Raw genomic sequence first — 16,655 nt, 5'->3', positions numbered from 1 at the left:
GTAGCGGGCTACACCACCGGCCCGGGGGCACGCCCGGGTGCGCGTCGCGTCGACGTCGCTTACGGTGTGCTTCGAGGTGACATGAGCAGAGCCCTGAAACGCAGCGCGGACGCGACCCGCGGAGTGGTCGGCGCCTTGCGCACGGGCCTGCCCGCGATGGCCGGGCTCGTCCCGCTCACGGCGGCGCTGACCCTGTCGTTCCTGCTGCTGCCGTGGCTGCCGTCGGCCGTGAAGCCCCTGCGGGCGCTGGCGAACGCCGAACGGCGGCGGGCCGGGCGCGTTCTCGGCCGCGAGATCCCCGAGCCGTACCGGCCGTCCTCCGGCGAGGGGCTCGGCGAGGCGCGCCGCCTGCTGCGATCGCCCTCCACCTGGCGGGACGCGGCGTGGATGGCGGCGCACGGGCTCACCGCCCTGGCGGCGGCGGCCGTCGCGGTCGCGGTGTGGCCGGCCGTCCCGTTCACGCTGTCGCTGCCGCTGTGGTGGTGGGCGGCGCCCGAAGGCTCCCAGGCGGCGTTCATCACCCTGGACAGCTGGCCGAAGGCACTGACGATGCCGTTCCTGCAGGGGGCCTTCGACCTGGCGATCCTGCTGTGGCTGGTGCCGCGGATCCTGCGGTGGCAGGCCAGGCTCGCCGAGGTCCTGCTGTCGCCGACCCGGCGCACCAGCCTGGCCGAGCGGGTCGAGGAGCTGGCCGAGACCCGCGCCGAGGCCCTGGAGGCGCACGGCGCCGAACTGCGCCGCATCGAGCGCGACCTGCACGACGGGACGCAGGCCCAGCTCGTCGCCGCCGCCCTGCGGCTCGGCCTCGCCGACCGCCGCTTCGACGCCGACCCGGGCGCGGCCCGGACGTTGTTCCTGGAGGCCAGGGAGGGGGTCGAGGAGGCTCTCACGCAGCTGCGGACGGTGATCCGCGGCATCTACCCGCCGATCCTGTCCGACCGCGGCCTGGCCGGGGCGCTGCGGGCGCTCGCCGCCGGGCAGCCGATCCCCGTCGAGCTGGACGTCGAGGACGGCAGGGCGCCCGCCGCCGTCGAGGCCGCGGCCTACTTCGTCGTGGCCGAGGCCCTCACCAACATCGCCAGGCACAGCGGCGCCCGGCACGGGTGGGTCGCGCTCCGCCGCGAACCCGCCCGCCTCACGATCACCGTGCGGGATGATGGCAAGGGCGGGGCCGACCCGGACCGGGGCAGCGGCCTGGCGGGCATCCGCCGCCGGGTGGCGGCGCTCGACGGGACGACCCGCCTCGACAGCCCCGACGGGGAAGGGACGACGCTTCAGGTGGAACTGCCGTGCGGATCGTGATCGCGGAGGACAGCGTCCTGCTCCGCGAGGGCCTCGCCATGCTGCTGGACGCGGGCGGCCACGAGGTGGTCGCCGCCGCCGGCAGCGGCCCGGACGTGCTGCCCGCCCTGCTGACGCACCGTCCGGACGCCGCCGTCCTGGACGTGCGGCTGCCGCCGGGGTTCCGCGACGAGGGGCTGCGCGCGGCGATCGAGGCGCGCAGGCGGCTGCCGGGCCTGCCGGTGCTGGTGCTGTCGCAGTACGTCGAGCAGACCTACGCCGCCGAGCTGCTCGCCGGCGGCGCGGGCGGCGTCGGCTACCTGCTCAAGGACAGGGTCGGCCGCGTCGACGAGTTCCTCGACGCCCTCGACCGCGTCGCCGCCGGCGGCACCGCCCTGGACCCCGAGGTCGTGTCCCAGCTGATGACCTCCCGGCACGACCCGCTCCAGGAGCTCACGCCCCGCGAGCGCGAGGTCCTCGGGCTGATGGCGCAGGGCCTCGACAACGCCACGATCGCCGCGACCCTCGTCATCACCGAGCGGTCGGTGAGCAAGCACATCGGCGCGGTGTTCGCCAAGCTCGGCCTCCCGCCCACCGACAGCGGGCACCGCCGCGTGCTCGCCGTCCTGGCGTACCTGAACGCGTGAGGGTCCGCCGGGGCGCCCGCGCCCTCCTGCTGCACGGCGACGCACTCGTCCTGCTGCGCCGCACCGTGCCCGGCCGCCCCGTCTACTGGACGACCCCGGGCGGCAGGATCGAGCCCGCCGACGCGTCTGCCGAGGCGGCGCTGCGCCGGGAGCTGGACGAGGAGCTCGGCGCGACCGCCGGGCCCGTCCGGCAGGTCTTCGCGTGCGCCGAGCAGACCCCCGAGGTGCACCGCCTCAACACCTTCTACGTCTGCCGCCTGGTGACGATGGACCTCTCGCGCCGGCACGGCCCCGAGTTCGACGACCCCGCCAACGGCCGCTACGACGTGGACCTCGTCCCGTGCACGCCCGCCGGCGCGGGGCGCCTGAACCTCGTCCCCGAGGTGCTCACCGCCTACCTGCGCGACCACGCCGGCGACCTGCCGGGGCTCGTCCCCTAGCGGGGGCGGGCGGCCAGCGCGATGAGGTCCGCCAGCTCCGGGAGCGGGAACGGGGCGTCGTGCAGGCGGCTCGTCGCGATCCGCAGGTGCGGGCCGGACGGGACGATCTGGTAGCGGCTGCCGGGCACGGCGGCGACGCCGTGCGCGGCCAGCGTGACCAGCGCGCCGGACTCGTCCGCGACCGGGACCCACAGCATCAGCCCGTCGCGGTTGCCCGTCGGCACGCCCCGCTCGGCGAGCGCGGCGGCCAGCCCGTCGCGGCGCTCGGCGTAGGCCAGGCGCGCCCGCGCCACGATCTCGCCGGTCGCGGGGTCGGTCAGCAGGTGCGCCAGGGCGTCCTGCAGGACGCGGCTCGTCCACCCGGTGCCGAAACTGCGCAGGACCCGGACCCGCTCCACCGGCTCGGCCGCGCCGCCGATCACGGCGATGCGCAGGTCGGGGCCGTGCGACTTGGAGTAGGAGCGGACGAGGACGGTGCGGTCCGGCAGGTGGGTCCCGACGCTGACGGCCGGTGAGGCGGACGCCTCGCCGGTGCCGTCGTCCTCGATCACGAGCGTGCTGGCCGGGGCGAGGAGCGCGGCGAGCGCGGCGGCGCGCGCGGGGGTGAGCGCGTGCCCGCGGGGGGTGTGGGCGCGCGGCTGGTACACGAACGCGGCCGGCCCCGCCGCGAGAGCCTCGGCGAGCGAGTCCGGCTCGGGGCCCTCGGCGTCGCACGAGACCGGGACGATCTCGGCGCCCTGCGCCTCCAGGATGTCCAGCAGCCGGGCGCCGGTCGGGTCCTCCACGGCGATGCGGTCGCCGGGGACGGCGACGGTCTGGCAGACGAGCTGGACGCCCTCGTAGCCGCCGCCCGCGGTGAGCATGCCGGCGGTGGGGAAGGGCCAGCCCGGCTCGACGGCGGCGCGCAGCGCGGGCGTGATCGTCTCGCGGGTGTAGTCGTTCAGGTGCGGGGTCCGGGCGCCGGCCGCGAGCGCCGCGTCCAGCGGCGGCAGCAGCGCCGGGTCGGGCGCGGCGACGGCGAGGTCGATCGCGAGCCGGGTGCCGAACTCCCCGATCCGCTCGTACCGCGCCGGGTGCGGGACGTTCGGCGGGCCGATCACCACGGTGCCGCGCCGCCGCTGGGCGCTGACGACGCGGTGCCGGCGCAGCGTCGCCCAGGCGTCGGCGACGGTTCCGGGGCTCACGCCGAGCTCCGCCGCGAGGCCCCGGACGGTCGGCAGCCGGGTGCCCGCCGGGATCTCCCCGCCGCGGATCAGGCCCGTCATCGCGGCGGCGATGCCCCGGGCCGTGCGGTCGCCGATGCGCTCGGCCAGCCACGCCGCGTCGGTCACGGTACCTCCGGACAAGTTATGTGCAGTAACAAAAGGCCCATTGTACTGGCTACAAACAGACCCTAAAGTCGGGTCCCATCGCGCCCGATGGGCGGGCAAACCCCCTTCTACATGCGGAAATGGAGTGCTGTGCCGATTCCACGGATTCGTCTGGCGGTGCGGGACTGGGACCATGTCGTCCCGCTGCTGACCGGCCGGGCCCGCGCCCGCGGGGCGGCCCTGGAGGTCGAGACCCGGGACGCCACCCCCGACGTCCTCGCCGAACCGGACCTGGACGGCGGCGAGACGTCCTTCAGCCGCTACGCGCTCGGGCGCGCCGGCGGCGACGACCGGCTCGTGGGCCTGCCGGTCTTCCTGATGCGCGGCTTCCGGCACCGCTGCGTGCTCGTCCGCGGGAGCAGCGAGCTCTCCTCGGCCCGGGACCTGGCGGGCGCCACGATCGGGCTCACCGGCTGGCCCGACTCCGGCAACACCTGGACGCGGGCCCTGCTGCGGGCCGAGGGCGTCGACCTGTCCGGCGTCCAGTGGCGCGTCGGGTCCCTCGCGCCCGGCGAGACCGGCAAGGACCGGGTCGGCTCGCGCCCGCTGCCCGGCAACGTACGGGTCACCGGCACGCCCCTCGTCGAGGGTCTCGCCGACGGGAGCCTCGACGCGGTCCTCACGCCGTTCATGCCGGCGGAGATGTTCACCTCCCGCGGCCGGTTCCGCCACCTCTACGGCGACTACCGCGCCGCCGAGACCGCCTACTACGCCCGGACCGGGTTCGTCCCCGGCATCCACCTCCTCGCCCTCAAGCGGGAGGTCGTGGACGCCCACCCCTGGCTCCCCGAGGCCGTCCAGGACGCCTTCGAGGCGTCCAAGCGCCTCTGGCTGGAGCGCCGCCGGCTGCTCGCCGACACCACGCCCTGGCTGCTGGACGAGCTGGAGGCGCAGGCGCGGATCTTCGGACCCGACTGGATGCCCTACGGGGCCGAGGCCAACGCCGCAATGACCGCCGCGTTCTGCGCGGAACTGTACGAGCAGGGCATCGCGCCCCGCCCGATCAAGGCCGAGGAGCTCTTCGGATGAGGATCGCCGTGGGCCAGTTCGCCTCCACCGAGGACTGGCAGACCAACCTCAAGACCTGCGTGACGCTGATGGACGAGGCCGTCGAGGGCGGCGCCGGCCTGCTGGTGCTGCCCGAGGACTCCCTCGCCCTGTTCATCGACGAGCCCGACCGGATCGCCGGCGCGGCGCAGCCGCTGGACGGCCCCTTCGTCACCGCCCTGCGCGCCCACAGCGCGGGCTCGCGCACCACGGTCGTCGCTGGCGTGCACGAACCCGCCGGGGACGGCAAGGTCCACAACACCCTCGTCGCGGTCCGCGACGGCGAGCTCGTGGCCGCCTACCGCAAGGTCCACCTCTACGACGCGTTCGGCGCGCGGGAGTCCGACCGGGTGACGCCCGGCGACGGCGAGCCCGTGGTCCTCGACTGCGACGGCTGGCGGGTCGGCCTCATGACCTGCTACGACGTAAGATTCCCGGAAATGGCCAGGCTGCTGGTCGACGCGGGCGCCGACGTGCTCGCGGTGCCGGCCGCCTGGGTGCGCGGCCCCGCGAAGGAGCGGCACTGGGAGGTCATGGTGACCGCCCGCGCGCTGGAGAACACCTGCTACGTCGCCGCGTCGGGGGAGTGCGGCCGCCGCAACATCGGAGCGAGCATGGTCGTCGACCCGCTCGGCACCGTCCGCGACCGGCTGGGCGGCCGGCCCGGCCTCCTGTGGGCCATCGCCGACCGGGAGGAGCTGGCCGAGGCCCGCCGCGCGCTGCCCGTGCTCGCCAACCGCAGGTTCCGCGTCGACCCGTCCATCCGCCCGCTGAAGGAGACCGCATGAGGCGCGCCATCGCCGCCCTGTCGGCGGCGGCCCTGCTCGCGGGAACCGCCGCGTGCGGGGCGAACCCGCCCGAGGCGGAGGGGATCCTGAACGGCAAGTCCTCGCAGGGCGTCGGCGCCGCCGACCTCCGCCAGACCCTCGACCGCGCGCTGCACGACCGGCTGCCCGCCAAGAACAAGGCGTCCGGCAAGCTGATCTCGGTCAACAACGGCTCGTTCCCGCCCTACGAGATCGCGGGCTCGGACGGGCGGTCGCTGAGCGGCGCCTCCGCCGACCTGTCCACCGCCCTCAGCCAGCTGCTCGGCGTCAAGATCGAGCACGTCACCGTGGACGGGCTGCCCAGCCTGCTCACCGGCATCAAGGCCGACCGCTACGACTTCGCGATGGGCCCGGTCGGCGACTTCCCCGAGCGCGAGGCCGCCAACGACTTCGTCGACTGGGTGCGCGAGTTCGTCGTCTTCGCCGTCCCCAAGGGCAACCCCAAGCACATCGGCTCCATCGCCGACACGTGCGGGACGAAGATCTCGGTGATGGCGGGCGGCTCCGCCGAGGACGTCGTCAAGACCCAGTCGGCCGCGTGCGTCCAGCAGGGCGAGCCCGCCGTGCAGGTCCAGTCCTACAAGGACCAGCCGACCGCGATCCTCGCCGTCCGGTCCAACCGGGCCGACGGCTTCTTCTCCTCGCAGGCGCCGCTCAGCTACTTCGTGGAGCAGTCGGGCGACGACCTGGAGCTCGCCGGGACGGGCAGGCCCAACGGGTTCGACGACCTCTACCAGGGGTCGGTCGTCGCCAAGGACTCGCCGCTGCGGGGCGTCCTGCTCGAAGGGTTCCGGAAGCTGATCGAGAACGGCACGTACAAGAAGGTCATGACCAGGTGGGGCCTGACCGACAACATGCTCGACAAGCCGGGCGTGAACCTGGCGCCCAGGAAGGAGTGAGGCGGCGGTGACCATGACCAAGGAGCATCCCCGCGGCACCGTCGGCGACGTCGACGTCGACGTGGCGGGCGCGGCGCACGTGCGGCACCCGCTGCGGTGGGTCGCCACGCTCGTCGTGCTCGTGCTGGCCGCCCAGTTCGCCCACCTGCTGTGGACCAACGACAACTTCCAGTGGGACGTCGTCGGCCGCTACATGAACGCCTCCATCATCGGAGACGGGATCGCCATCACCCTCGAACTGACCGTCATCGCGATGGCGGTCGGCATCGCGGGCGGCATCATGCTCGCGGTGGGGCGGCTGTCGGACAACCCGCTGCTGCGCAGCGCCTGCGGCCTCTACGTGTGGTTCTTCCGCGGCGTGCCCGTCCTGGTGCAGCTCGTGCTCTGGTACAACCTGTCGGCGCTGCTGCCGCGGCTGTCGGTCGGCGTCCCCTTCGGGCCGGAGTTCCTGCACGGCGACACCAACCACCTCATCACCCCGCTGATCGCCGCCATCCTCGGCCTCGGCCTCAACGAGGCGGCCTACATGGCGGAGATCATCCGCGGCGGGCTGCTCGCCGTGGACCCGGGCCAGACCGAGGCCGCGCAGGCGCTCGGCATGGGCGGCGCCCGCACCTTCCGGCGGATCGTGCTGCCGCAGGCGATGCGGTTCATCGTGCCGCCGACCGGCAGCCAGGTGATCAACATGCTCAAGGCGACCTCGCTGGTCAGCGTGATCGCCCTCGCCGACCTGCTCTACACCGTCCAGTCCATCTACAACCGGACGTTCCAGACCATCCCGCTGCTGCTCGTCGCCTGCCTCTGGTACCTGGTGATCACCTCGATCCTGTACGTCGGGCAGTCGTTCATCGAGCACCACTACTCGCGCGGCGCCACCCGCGACGCCCGGCAGGGCTTCTGGGACTTCGTCCTGATGCGGCGCCGCCGTCCCGTCCCGGAGGTGTCGCCGTGACCACGCTGGAGAAGGGCGCGCCGGCGTCCGCGGTCCCGATGGTGCGGGCCCGAGGCGTCCGCAAGAAGTTCGGCCATCTGGAGGTGCTGAAGGGCGTCGACCTGGACGTGAGCCCCGGAGAGGTCGTCGTGGTGCTCGGGCCGTCCGGGTCGGGCAAGTCGACGTTCCTGCGGTGCGTGAACCACCTGGAGACCATCGACGGGGGCTCCGTCCGCGTGGACGGCGAGCTGATCGGCTTCAGCGCGTCCGGCGGGAAGGTGCGGCACCTGCGCAAGCGCGAGATCACGCGGCAGCGCCGCGAGATCGGCATGGTGTTCCAGCAGTTCAACCTGTTCCCGCACCTCACCGTCCTGCAGAACGTCATCGAGGCGCCGACCGGCGTGCGCGGCGAGTCCCGCGCCGAGGCCAGGGCGCGGGCCGCCGAGCTGCTGGCCAAGGTCGGCCTCGCCGACAAGGCGGGCGGCTACCCCCGCCACCTGTCCGGCGGGCAGCAGCAGCGCGTCGCGATCGCCCGCGCGCTGGCGATGCGGCCGAAGCTGATGCTGTTCGACGAGCCGACCTCCGCGCTGGACCCCGAGCTCGTCGGGGACGTGCTGGACACCATGAAGACCCTCGCCGAGGAGGGCCTCACCATGATCGTCGTCACGCACGAGATCGGCTTCGCGCGCGAGGTCGCCGACCGCGTCGTCTTCATGGACGGCGGTGTGATCGTGGAGTCCGGCAGCCCCTCCGAGGTCCTGGACCGTCCGAAGAACGAGCGCACGAAGGCCTTCCTCAGCAAGGTGCTCTGACGTCCCGCTTCCCGGCCGGCGCGGCGGGGCCGCCGGCCGGGGTATGGCGAGGGCGTGATACCGCGAGCCGGGAAGGGTATTTGATCGTGTCCCGGGCGGGCGCGAGGCTTGCCCCGGAAGAGGAGGTGCGTTCGTGGACGATCTGGACGACTGGCCGGGCGCCGGACTGAGCGACGAGGAACTGGACGTCGCCTACAACGTGCGCAGGAAGGCCGGGCCCGAGCTGTTCGACCGGCACATGGCCCGGTACCGGGCCATGTCGGAGGCGGCCGTCGAGGGGCTGCCGGGTCGTCCGGGGATCGTCTACGACGAGGCGAGCGGGGAGCGGCTCGACGTCTGGGGCACCGGCGAGGGCCTGCGGCCGGTGTTCGTCTTCCTGCACGGCGGCTACTGGATGGCGCTGTCGCGGGACGTGTCGTCGTTCATGGCGCGGATGCTGCACGGGCAGGGCGTCGCGACCGTGGTGCCCGACTACACGCTGGCGCCGGAGGCGACGCTGGAGGAGATCGTCCGGCAGGCGAGAGCGGCCGTGGCCTGGGTGTACCGGCACGGCCGCGAGCACGGCCTCGACCCCGAGCGGATCGTGGTGGGGGGCAGCTCGGCGGGCGGGCACCTGACCGGGATGACGATGGTCGGCGGCTGGCAGGAGCCGCTCGGGCTGCCGGCCGACGTCGTCAAGGCAGCGATGCCGTTCAGCGGGCTGTTCGACATCCGCCCGATCACCCGCGTCTACGTCAACGAGGCCGTGCGGCTGGACCTGGCGCGGGCCGCGGCGCTCAGCCCGGCGCTGCTGCCGGCGCCCTACCGCTGCCCGGCCGTCCTCGTGGTCGCGGAGGACGACGGGGACGGCTTCCTCGCGCAGTCCCGGACGTTCCATCCGCACTGGGACGCCGGGGACCTCATGATCGTGCCGGACCGCGACCACTTCGACGTGGTCCTCGACCTGGCGGATCCGGACTCCGCGACCGGCCGGGCGCTCGTCGACCTGGTCCGCGCGGTGTGATCAGCCGGCGGTGATCTCGGCCGCCGCGGCGCGCAGGTGGTCCAGCATCAGCCGGGCGGACGGGGTCGGGGCGCGGTGCGCGGGCAGCGTGACGCCCACCTGGCGGCGGACGGTCTCCAGCGGCACCGGAAGCGGCGCGATGTCGGCGTCGGTCCGCGCGACCAGCTCCGGAAGAGCGGCGATCATGTCGGTGTCGCGGACGAGGGTGCGGACGGTCAGCACCGACGTGCACTCGACGAGGTTGCCGGGCGGGTCCAGGCCGGCGGCGCGGAAGACCTGCTCCAGCTCCGACCGCAGCGCCGTCTGCTCCAGGGGCAGCACCCAGGGGTAGGCGAGCAGGTCGGCCAGGCCGAGGCCCGGCACGGAGCGCGCGGGATGGCCGCGGCGGGCGACGAGGCGGACGGGCTCGCCGTAGAGGGTGATCTGGCGCAGGCCGCGCAGGTCCCCGATCGGGTTGAGGCGGCCGAGGATCAGGTCGATCTCGCCGTCCAGCAGGCGGGGGACCTGCGCGTCGAAGGTGGCCTCCTGGACGATCACGGTGACGCCGGGCCGGTCCCGCTTCAGCGCCGCGATCGCGCGGGGGAGCAGGACGCTGGAGCCGGCGAGCAGGGTGCCGATCGTGACCGTGCCGACCTCGCCGTCGGCCAGGCCGCTGATGCGCTCGCCGGCGCGGCGGAGCTCGGCCAGGACGGCGCGGGCGTGCTCGACGAACGCGTCGCCGAACATCGTCGGGGTCATGCCGCGCGGGCCGCGGCTGAACAGCTCGACGCCGAGGAGGCCCTCCACCTCGCGCAGGCTTCGCGTCACCGCGGGCTGCGCGAGGCGCAGATGCTCGGCCGCCCGCAGGACGCTGCCCTGGTCGGCGACGGCGACGACGAGCACCAGGTGCCGCAGCTTCAGCCGTCCGTTGAGCAGGTCGATGGGGCGCATACCGACTTGGTATCACAGTTCAGTCATATCCGGCGGGGTTCGGGGTCACCGTTCGGGTATGGCCGCCGGGCCGAGACCGGGGCCGGGCCATAGCCGTTCCGTCATAGCCGCCGGGGGATTTGGTATTTGCCAGGCATAGCTTCGCGGGCGGAGTATCGGGATGTCGAGCCACGCGGGAGGGAAGCGCATGAAGGCTGAGCACTACGTCGGCGGGGTGTTCCGTTCGGACGGTCCGGCCTTCCCCCTCGTCTCGCCGGCGGACGGCGCCGAGCTCGGAGCCGTGCCCGAGGCCACGCGGGAGGTCGTCGACGACGCCGTGGCCGCGGCCCGGTCCGCGCTGAAAGGCCCCTGGGGCGCGATGGCCGCCGAGGAGCGCGCCGCGGCGCTGCGGCGCGTCGCCGACGGCGTCCAGGCCCGGTTCGGCGAGTTCGTGGACGCCGAGGTGGCCGACACCGGCCGGCCCCGCGCGTTCGCCGAGACCGTCGACGTGCCGCGCGCCGTCGGCAACTTCCGCGCCTACGCCGACCTGCTGTACGGGCGACCGGAGCGGGCGTACACCACGCGGGTCCCGGGGTGGAGCTCCGGGACGGGCGAGGCGCTCAACTACACGGTCCGCCGGCCGCTCGGGGTGGTGGCGGTCGTCTCGCCGTGGAACCTGCCGCTGCTGCTGTCGACCTGGAAGATCGCGCCCGCGCTCGCCTGCGGGAACGCCGTGGTGGCCAAGCCGTCGGAGGAGACGCCCTCCACCGCGACGCTGCTCGCCCGGGTGATCGACGACGCGGGCCTTCCCGACGGCGTGTTCAACCTGGTGCACGGGCACGGGCCCGGCGCTGCCGGGGAGTTCCTCACCGGGCACCCCGGGGTGGACGCGATCGCGTTCACCGGCGAGTCGGCCACCGGCGCCGCGATCATGCGCAACGCCGCCGACCACGTCACCCCCGTCTCGTTCGAGCTGGGCGGCAAGAACCCCGCGCTCGTCTTCGCCGACGCCGACCTGGACGCCGCCGTCGACGGGACGGTCCGCTCCTCCTTCACCCACTCCGGGCAGATCTGCCTGTGCACCGAGCGCGTCTACGTGGAGCGCCCCGTCTTCGAGGAGTTCGCGGCGAGGCTCGGCGCACGGGCCCGCGCGCTGGAGGGCTACGGGCCGATGATCTCGGCAGGGCACCGCGACAAGGTCCTGTCGTACCTCCGGCTCGCCCGCGAGGAGGGCGCCGCGGTCGTCGCCGGCGGCGGCGCCCCGCGGTTCGGGGACGCGCGCGACGGCGGCTTCCACGTCGAGCCGACCGTCCTCACCGGTCTCCCCGAGACCGCCCGGGCCGTGCGGGAGGAGATCTTCGGGCCGGTCTGCCACGTCGCGCCGTTCGACACCGAGGACGAGGCCCTCGCGCTCGCCAACGACAGCCCCTACGGGCTCGCCGCCACGGTGTGGACGCGGGACCTGTCGCGCGCGCACCGGGTCGCGCCGCGCGTCGAGACCGGGATCGTCTGGGTGAACTGCTGGAACCTGCGCGACCTGCGCACCCCGTTCGGCGGCGTGAAGGCGTCCGGGATCGGCAGGGAGGGGGGAGAGTACTCCCTGGACTTCTTCTCCGAACCCGTCAACGTCTGCGTCCAGATCTGAGAGCGAGCCCAGTGACCACGAACATCGAGGCCGCCGCCGAGCGGCTGCTCGGCGCCCACGCCGCCGGCGCGCCGTGCGCGCCCGTCCGCGACCTGATCAGCACGGCGGAGGACGCCTACGCCGTCCAGGACCGGCTGACCGACCGCTGGCTGGGGGAGGGGCGCCGCCTCGCCGGCCGCAAGATCGGCCTGACGTCGCGCGCCGTCCAGGCGCAGATCGGGGTGGACAGCCCCGACTTCGGGATGCTGTTCGCCGACATGGCCGTCCCGGACGGGGAGGAGATCCCCGCCGGCGCCGTGCTGCAGCCGCGCGCCGAGGCGGAGGTCGCCCTCGTGCTGGAGCGCGACCTGACCCACGAGCGGCACACCGCCGCCGACGTGATCCGCGCGACGGCGTTCGCGCTGCCCGCCATCGAGGTGGTCGGCAGTCGCGTCCGCGACTGGGACATCACGCTCGCCGACACCGTCGCCGACAACGCCTCCTCCGGCATGTACGCGCTGGGCAACCGCCCCGTCCCGCTCGCCGACGTCGACCTGCGCCTGTGCGGGATGGTCATGGAGCGGCGCGGCGAGCAGGTCTCGACCGGCAACGGCGCCGCCTGCCTCGGGCACCCCCTGAACGCCGCGCTCTGGCTCGCCGACACCCTCGTCCGCGTCGGCCGACCGCTGCGCGCCGGCGACACCGTCCTGACCGGCGCGCTCGGGCCGGTGGTCCCGGCCGGGCCGGGCGACGTGTTCGAGGCCCGCATCGACGGGCTCGGCGACGTCCGCGTCGCCTTCGGCAAGGAGGAGTCCTGATGGCGGACGTGCACGCGCTCGCGGCGGCGCTCGACGAGGCCGCCCGGGACGTCCGGGCGATCCCCAAGCTGACCGGCCGGGGGCCGCTGGACGTCGCGACGGCGTACGCGGTGCAGCGCGCCGGGATCGAGCGGCGGCGCCGCAGGGGCGAGCGGCTCGCCGGGGTGAAGATGGGGTTCACCAGCCGGGCGAAGATGGTCCAGATGGGCGTGGACGACGTCATCTGGGGCCTGCTGACCGACGGCATGGCGGCCGGGCCGTCGGTGGACGTGTCCCGGCTCGTCCACCCGCGGATCGAGCCCGAGATCGCCTACCTGATCGGGCGGGAGGTCCGCTCCGCGGCCGAGGTCGAGTCGGCCGTGGCCGGCGTCGCCGTCGGGTTCGAGGTGCTCGACTCCCGCTACGAGGACTTCGCGTTCACGCTCCCGGACGTCATCGCCGACAACGCCTCGGCGGCCCGGTTCGGCGTCGGCGCCTGGCACGCGCCCCGCGACCTGTCGAACGCCGGGCTGCTGCTGGAGATCGACGGGCGCCCGGTGCAGACGGGCTCGTCCGCCGCGATCCTCGGGGACCCGGCGCGGTCGCTGCGGGCGGCGGCCCGGCTCGCGCTCGGCGCGGGGATGACGCTGGAGCCGGGCTGGATCGTCCTCGCGGGCGCCGCGACGGCCGCGGTCCCGCTGCCGAAGGACGCCCACGTCCGCGTCGTCGGCGCGGGCCTCGGCGCGGTGGAGGTGACGACCTGATGGACGACGCGATCCTCGTCGAGGGCAAGGCCCGGCCGCGCGGCCGGTTCCCGCACCTGCGGCGGGCCGGCGACCTGGTGTTCGTGTCCGGGACGAGCTCGCGCCGCCCGGACGGGACGTTCGCCGGGGCGAGCGCCGACGCGATGGGCGTCACCGACCTCGACGTCCGGGAGCAGACCCGCGCCGTCATCGAGAACATCCGCGACCTGCTGGAGGCGGTCGGCGGCGGCCTGTCCGACCTCGTCAGCGTCACCGCCTACCTGGTGAGCATGAACGACTTCGGCGGCTACAACGAGGTCTACGGGGAGTACTTCGACGAGACCGGGCCCGCCCGCACGACCGTCGCCGTCCACCAGCTCCCGCACCCGCACCTGCTCGTCGAGATCTCGTGCGTCGCGCACCTACCGCAGGCGACGCTGACCGGAAAGGAGGGCGGAGCATGACCCTGCCCCAGCCGTCGTTCGGACGGCCGTTCAACTTCGACGCCTGGATCGAGGAGCACCGGGACCTGCTGAAGCCGCCCGTCGGCAACGTGCAGGTCTTCGACGACGCCGGGCTGATCATCATGGTGGTCGGCGGCCCCAACCAGCGCACCGACTTCCACGACGACCCGACCGAGGAGTTCTTCTACCAGCTCAAGGGCAACATGGTGCTGCGCGTCATGGAGGAGGAGGGCCGCCCGCCCACCGACCTGCAGATCAACGAGGGCGACGTCTTCCTGCTGCCGCCGCACGTCCGGCACTCCCCGCAGCGGCCCGAGCCCGGGTCGATCGGCCTCGTCGTGGAGATCCCCCGCCCCGAGGGCCTCACGGAGGCGTTCGAGTGGTACTGCACCGAGTGCCACCACCTCGTCCACCGCGCCGAGCTCCAGGTCCGCTCGATCGTGGACGACCTGCCGCCCGCGTTCGAGGGCTTCTACGGCGGCGACCGGAAGTGCCCGAACTGCGGCGCGGTGCACCCGGGCCGGCAGTGGCCGCGGTCCATGACCCCGACGACGGCTCCCCGTGCCTGACGGGGCCTCGGCGGCGGTCTTCGACGTCCACACGCACGTCTTCCCGGAGATCGGCCGCGACGAGGGGCGGATGCTCGCCGACGAGGGGCAGCCGTGGCTGCGCGTCGACGGGGGCGGCGCCGGCATGATGATGTGCGGCGACGCCGAGTACCGGCCCGTCGGGGAGGCGCTCTGGGACGCCGCGCGCCGCGTGGCCGACATGGACGCGGCCGGCGTCGGCCGGCAGGCCGTCTCGTCCACGCCGCTGATGTTCGGGTACGCGGCCGAGCCGTCCCGCGCCGCCGACTGGTGCGACCTCGTGAACGAACGCGTCCTGGCGTTCTGCTCGGACGCCCCCGACCGGCTCCTGCCGCTCTGCCAGGTGCCGCTCCAGGATCCGGACCTCGCCCGCGAGGTCGCCAAGCGGGCGGCCGCCGCGGGGCACCGCGGCGTCCACATCGGCAACCACGTCGGCGACCGCAACCTCGACGACGAGGGGATCACGGACTTCCTCGCCTACTGCGCGGAACTCGACCTGCCGGTCCTTGCGCACCCGTGGGACATGCTCGGCGCCGACCGGATGCGCGGCCACATGCTGCCGTGGCTGTCGGGCATGCCGGCCGAGACGCAGCTGAGCATCCTCGGGCTGATGCTGTCGGGCGCGTTCGAGCGGCTCCCGGAGTCCCTGCGCCTGTGCTTCTGCCACGGCGGCGGGAGCTTCGCGTTCCTGCTCGGGCGGGCCGACAACGCCTGGCACCGGCGCGACATCGTGCGCGCCGACTCGCCGCGCCCGCCGTCGGAGTACGTCGGCCGGTTCCACGTCGACTCGGCCGTGTTCGACCCCCGCGCGCTCCGGCTGCTCGTGGACGTGATGGGCCCCGAGCGCGTCATGCTCGGCACCGACTACCCGTTCCCGCTCGGCGAGAAGGACCCGGGCGCGACGATCAGGGCGTGCCCCGGCCTGGACGACGCCGAGCGCGCCCGGCTGCTCGGCGGCAACGCGGAGGCGTTCTTCGCGCCCGCCCACGACCTGGTGACCACCGAAGGAATGGCGCAGTGACCCTGGAGGACGAGGCGCGGCGCCTCGACGAGACCGATCCGCTGCCCGCGCTGCGCGGGGAGTTCCTCATCCCGCCCGCGCCCGGCGGGCCCCACCCGGAGGCCGCCTACTTCGCGGGCAACTCCCTCGGGCTCCAGCCGAGGAGCGCGGCGGGGCGGATCCGCGAGGAGCTGGACGACTGGGCGCGGCTCGCCGTCGAGGCCCACACGCAGGGGCGCCGCCCCTGGGTGGACTACCACGAGCTGCTCCGCGGGCCCGCGGCCCGCCTCGTGGGCGCGCTGCCGCACGAGGTGGTCGCGATGAACTCGCTGACGGTGAACCTGCACCTGATGATGGCGAGCTTCTACCGCCCCGCCGGGACGCGCACCCGCATCGTCATCGAGGACGCGGCGTTCCCGTCCGACTCCTACGCGGTGGCGAGCCAGGCCGAGCACCACGGGCTCGACCCCGCCGGGACGGTCGTGCGGCTCAGGCCCCGCGACGGCGAGGACGCCCTGCGCACCGAGGACGTCGTCGCGTTCCTCGACCGCGAGGGCGCGACGGTCGCGCTGGTCCTGCTGGGCGGGGTCAACTACCTGACCGGCCAGCTCATGGACATGGCGGCGATCACCAAGGCGGGCCGGGCCGCCGGCGCGGTCGTCGGCTGGGACCTCGCCCACGCCGCCGGGAACGTCCCTCTGCGGCTGCACGACTGGGACGTGGACTTCGCCGCCTGGTGCACCTACAAGTACCTCAACGGCGGTCCTGGCGCCGTCGCGGGGTGCTTCGTCCACGAGCGGCACGTCCGGGACGCCTCCGTGCCGAAGCTCGCGGGCTGGTGGGGCACCGACCCCGCCGTCCGGTTCCGGATGGACCCCGACATCGCGCCGCCCGCCTCCGCCGACGCCTGGCAGCTCTCCAACCCGCCGATCATGGCGCTCGCCCCGGTGCTGGCCTCCCTGGAGATCTTCGACCGGGTGGGGATGGAGGCGCTGCGCGGCAGGAGCGAGCGCCTCACCGGCTATCTGGCGGACCGGCTCGCGGGGATCGGCGCCGAGGTCGTCACGCCGTCCGACCCGGCGGCGCGCGGCGCGCAGCTGTCGGTGCGGGCGCCGGACGCCGGCGGGCTCGTCCGGCGGCTCGCCGGGGAGCACGGCGTCATCGCCGACGCACGGGATCCGGATGTCGTCCGGCTGGCGCCCGTCCCGCTGTACTGCACGTTCCACGACTGCCACCGGGCCGCCGCCGCCCTGGCAGATCTTCTTTAGGTGTGT

The 16,655-nt window shown here is 74.3% G+C and carries 18 protein-coding genes; 16 read left to right on the top strand and 2 right to left on the bottom strand.

Annotated features, from left to right (window positions below):
• Positions 1–81 precede the first annotated feature (81 nt).
• The 3 genes from ACQEU6_RS11335 to ACQEU6_RS11325 are packed head-to-tail and all read left to right on the top strand — an operon-like array spanning position 82 to position 2,368.
• Complete coding sequence (locus ACQEU6_RS11335) at positions 82–1,302, top strand: sensor histidine kinase (RefSeq protein ID WP_499331286.1); 1,221 nt, start codon at positions 82–84, stop codon at positions 1,300–1,302.
• Positions 1,290–1,928 (top strand): response regulator transcription factor, encoded by a 639-nt coding sequence (locus ACQEU6_RS11330; protein ID WP_499331285.1) that lies wholly within the window; start codon positions 1,290–1,292, stop codon positions 1,926–1,928. Before ACQEU6_RS11335 ends, ACQEU6_RS11330 begins: the two co-directional genes overlap by 13 nt.
• On the top strand, positions 1,925–2,368 hold the full coding sequence (locus ACQEU6_RS11325; RefSeq protein ID WP_499331283.1) for an NUDIX domain-containing protein: 444 nt from the start codon (positions 1,925–1,927) through the stop codon (positions 2,366–2,368). Before ACQEU6_RS11330 ends, ACQEU6_RS11325 begins: the two co-directional genes overlap by 4 nt.
• On the opposite strand, the gene ACQEU6_RS11320 is transcribed toward ACQEU6_RS11325, so the two are convergent.
• Positions 2,365–3,699 carry an aminotransferase class I/II-fold pyridoxal phosphate-dependent enzyme gene (locus ACQEU6_RS11320; RefSeq protein WP_499331281.1) on the bottom strand — a complete coding sequence of 445 codons (1,335 nt, stop codon included), beginning with the start codon at positions 3,697–3,699 and terminating at the stop codon, positions 2,365–2,367. The genes ACQEU6_RS11325 and ACQEU6_RS11320 overlap by 4 nt on opposite strands.
• 129 nt (positions 3,700–3,828) lie before the next feature.
• Between ACQEU6_RS11320 and ACQEU6_RS11315 the strand changes: the two genes are divergently transcribed.
• The 6 genes from ACQEU6_RS11315 to ACQEU6_RS11290 all read left to right on the top strand — a co-directional run bounded on the left by ACQEU6_RS11315 (position 3,829) and on the right by ACQEU6_RS11290 (position 9,257).
• The gene (locus ACQEU6_RS11315; protein WP_499331279.1) at positions 3,829–4,767 is read left to right on the top strand and encodes a substrate-binding domain-containing protein; all 939 of its coding nucleotides are present in this window, start codon (positions 3,829–3,831) and stop codon (positions 4,765–4,767) included.
• The gene (locus ACQEU6_RS11310) at positions 4,764–5,573 is read left to right on the top strand and encodes a deaminated glutathione amidase (RefSeq protein WP_499331278.1); all 810 of its coding nucleotides are present in this window, start codon (positions 4,764–4,766) and stop codon (positions 5,571–5,573) included. Before ACQEU6_RS11315 ends, ACQEU6_RS11310 begins: the two co-directional genes overlap by 4 nt.
• Positions 5,570–6,511 carry an ABC transporter substrate-binding protein gene (locus ACQEU6_RS11305; RefSeq protein WP_499331277.1) on the top strand — a complete coding sequence of 314 codons (942 nt, stop codon included), beginning with the start codon at positions 5,570–5,572 and terminating at the stop codon, positions 6,509–6,511. The genes ACQEU6_RS11310 and ACQEU6_RS11305 overlap by 4 nt, the downstream gene beginning before the upstream one ends.
• Before the next feature lie 13 nt (positions 6,512–6,524).
• Complete coding sequence (locus ACQEU6_RS11300) at positions 6,525–7,463, top strand: amino acid ABC transporter permease (protein ID WP_499340147.1); 939 nt, start codon at positions 6,525–6,527, stop codon at positions 7,461–7,463.
• A gap of 38 nt (positions 7,464–7,501) precedes the next feature.
• Entirely contained in the window at positions 7,502–8,254 is a 753-nt protein-coding gene (locus tag ACQEU6_RS11295) for an amino acid ABC transporter ATP-binding protein (protein ID WP_499340145.1), read from the top strand.
• Positions 8,255–8,387: 133 nt separating this feature from the next.
• Positions 8,388–9,257: an alpha/beta hydrolase gene (locus tag ACQEU6_RS11290; RefSeq protein WP_499331275.1), complete on the top strand. Its 870-nt coding sequence runs from the start codon at positions 8,388–8,390 to the stop codon at positions 9,255–9,257.
• On the opposite strand, the gene ACQEU6_RS11285 is transcribed toward ACQEU6_RS11290, so the two are convergent.
• Positions 9,258–10,187, bottom strand: a complete 930-nt coding sequence (locus tag ACQEU6_RS11285) for a LysR substrate-binding domain-containing protein (protein WP_499331274.1) — start codon at positions 10,185–10,187, stop codon at positions 9,258–9,260. It lies immediately after the preceding gene.
• 187 nt (positions 10,188–10,374) lie between these two features.
• On the opposite strand from ACQEU6_RS11285, the gene ACQEU6_RS11280 reads away from it, so the two are divergent.
• Genes ACQEU6_RS11280 through kynU form a run of 7 tightly spaced genes read left to right on the top strand, consistent with a single transcriptional unit; the run spans position 10,375 to position 16,649 of the window.
• Positions 10,375–11,811 carry a 2-hydroxymuconic semialdehyde dehydrogenase gene (locus ACQEU6_RS11280; protein WP_499331273.1) on the top strand — a complete coding sequence of 479 codons (1,437 nt, stop codon included), beginning with the start codon at positions 10,375–10,377 and terminating at the stop codon, positions 11,809–11,811.
• Positions 11,812–11,822: 11 nt separating this feature from the next.
• Positions 11,823–12,608 (top strand): 2-keto-4-pentenoate hydratase, encoded by a 786-nt coding sequence (locus ACQEU6_RS11275; protein WP_499331271.1) that lies wholly within the window; start codon positions 11,823–11,825, stop codon positions 12,606–12,608.
• Positions 12,608–13,351, top strand: coding sequence for a 2-keto-4-pentenoate hydratase (locus ACQEU6_RS11270; protein ID WP_499331270.1), 744 nt, complete (start codon positions 12,608–12,610; stop codon positions 13,349–13,351). The genes ACQEU6_RS11275 and ACQEU6_RS11270 overlap by 1 nt, the downstream gene beginning before the upstream one ends.
• On the top strand, positions 13,351–13,794 hold the full coding sequence (locus tag ACQEU6_RS11265) for a RidA family protein (RefSeq protein ID WP_499331269.1): 444 nt from the start codon (positions 13,351–13,353) through the stop codon (positions 13,792–13,794). The genes ACQEU6_RS11270 and ACQEU6_RS11265 overlap by 1 nt, the downstream gene beginning before the upstream one ends.
• Positions 13,791–14,363, top strand: coding sequence for a 3-hydroxyanthranilate 3,4-dioxygenase (locus ACQEU6_RS11260; RefSeq protein WP_499331268.1), 573 nt, complete (start codon positions 13,791–13,793; stop codon positions 14,361–14,363). Before ACQEU6_RS11265 ends, ACQEU6_RS11260 begins: the two co-directional genes overlap by 4 nt.
• Positions 14,356–15,402, top strand: coding sequence for an amidohydrolase family protein (locus tag ACQEU6_RS11255; protein WP_499331266.1), 1,047 nt, complete (start codon positions 14,356–14,358; stop codon positions 15,400–15,402). Before ACQEU6_RS11260 ends, ACQEU6_RS11255 begins: the two co-directional genes overlap by 8 nt.
• The gene (gene kynU / locus ACQEU6_RS11250) at positions 15,399–16,649 is read left to right on the top strand and encodes a kynureninase (protein ID WP_499331265.1); all 1,251 of its coding nucleotides are present in this window, start codon (positions 15,399–15,401) and stop codon (positions 16,647–16,649) included. Before ACQEU6_RS11255 ends, kynU begins: the two co-directional genes overlap by 4 nt.
• Positions 16,650–16,655 lie beyond the last annotated feature (6 nt).

This window comes from Spirillospora sp. CA-108201, from assembly GCF_050936235.1.
In the GTDB taxonomy this organism is placed as follows: Bacteria; Actinomycetota; Actinomycetes; order Streptosporangiales; family Streptosporangiaceae; genus Spirillospora.
This window is presented reverse-complemented; position numbering and strand designations above follow the sequence as displayed.

What these genes read in the sequence shown, in the direction of transcription:
- ACQEU6_RS11310 (WP_499331278.1), top strand. Translation starts at nt 4,764, where the DNA reads ATGAGGATCGCCGTGGGCCAGTTCGCCTCCACCGAGGACTGGCAGACC.
- ACQEU6_RS11270 (WP_499331270.1), top strand. Translation starts at nt 12,608, where the DNA reads ATGGCGGACGTGCACGCGCTCGCGGCGGCGCTCGACGAGGCCGCCCGG.
- ACQEU6_RS11335 (WP_499331286.1), top strand. Translation starts at nt 82, where the DNA reads ATGAGCAGAGCCCTGAAACGCAGCGCGGACGCGACCCGCGGAGTGGTC.
- ACQEU6_RS11300 (WP_499340147.1), top strand. Translation starts at nt 6,525, where the DNA reads ATGACCAAGGAGCATCCCCGCGGCACCGTCGGCGACGTCGACGTCGAC.
- ACQEU6_RS11265 (WP_499331269.1), top strand. Translation starts at nt 13,351, where the DNA reads ATGGACGACGCGATCCTCGTCGAGGGCAAGGCCCGGCCGCGCGGCCGG.
- ACQEU6_RS11260 (WP_499331268.1), top strand. Translation starts at nt 13,791, where the DNA reads ATGACCCTGCCCCAGCCGTCGTTCGGACGGCCGTTCAACTTCGACGCC.
- ACQEU6_RS11305 (WP_499331277.1), top strand. Translation starts at nt 5,570, where the DNA reads ATGAGGCGCGCCATCGCCGCCCTGTCGGCGGCGGCCCTGCTCGCGGGA.
- ACQEU6_RS11295 (WP_499340145.1), top strand. Translation starts at nt 7,502, where the DNA reads ATGGTGCGGGCCCGAGGCGTCCGCAAGAAGTTCGGCCATCTGGAGGTG.
- ACQEU6_RS11280 (WP_499331273.1), top strand. Translation starts at nt 10,375, where the DNA reads ATGAAGGCTGAGCACTACGTCGGCGGGGTGTTCCGTTCGGACGGTCCG.
- ACQEU6_RS11285 (WP_499331274.1), bottom strand. Translation starts at nt 10,187, where the DNA reads ATGCGCCCCATCGACCTGCTCAACGGACGGCTGAAGCTGCGGCACCTG.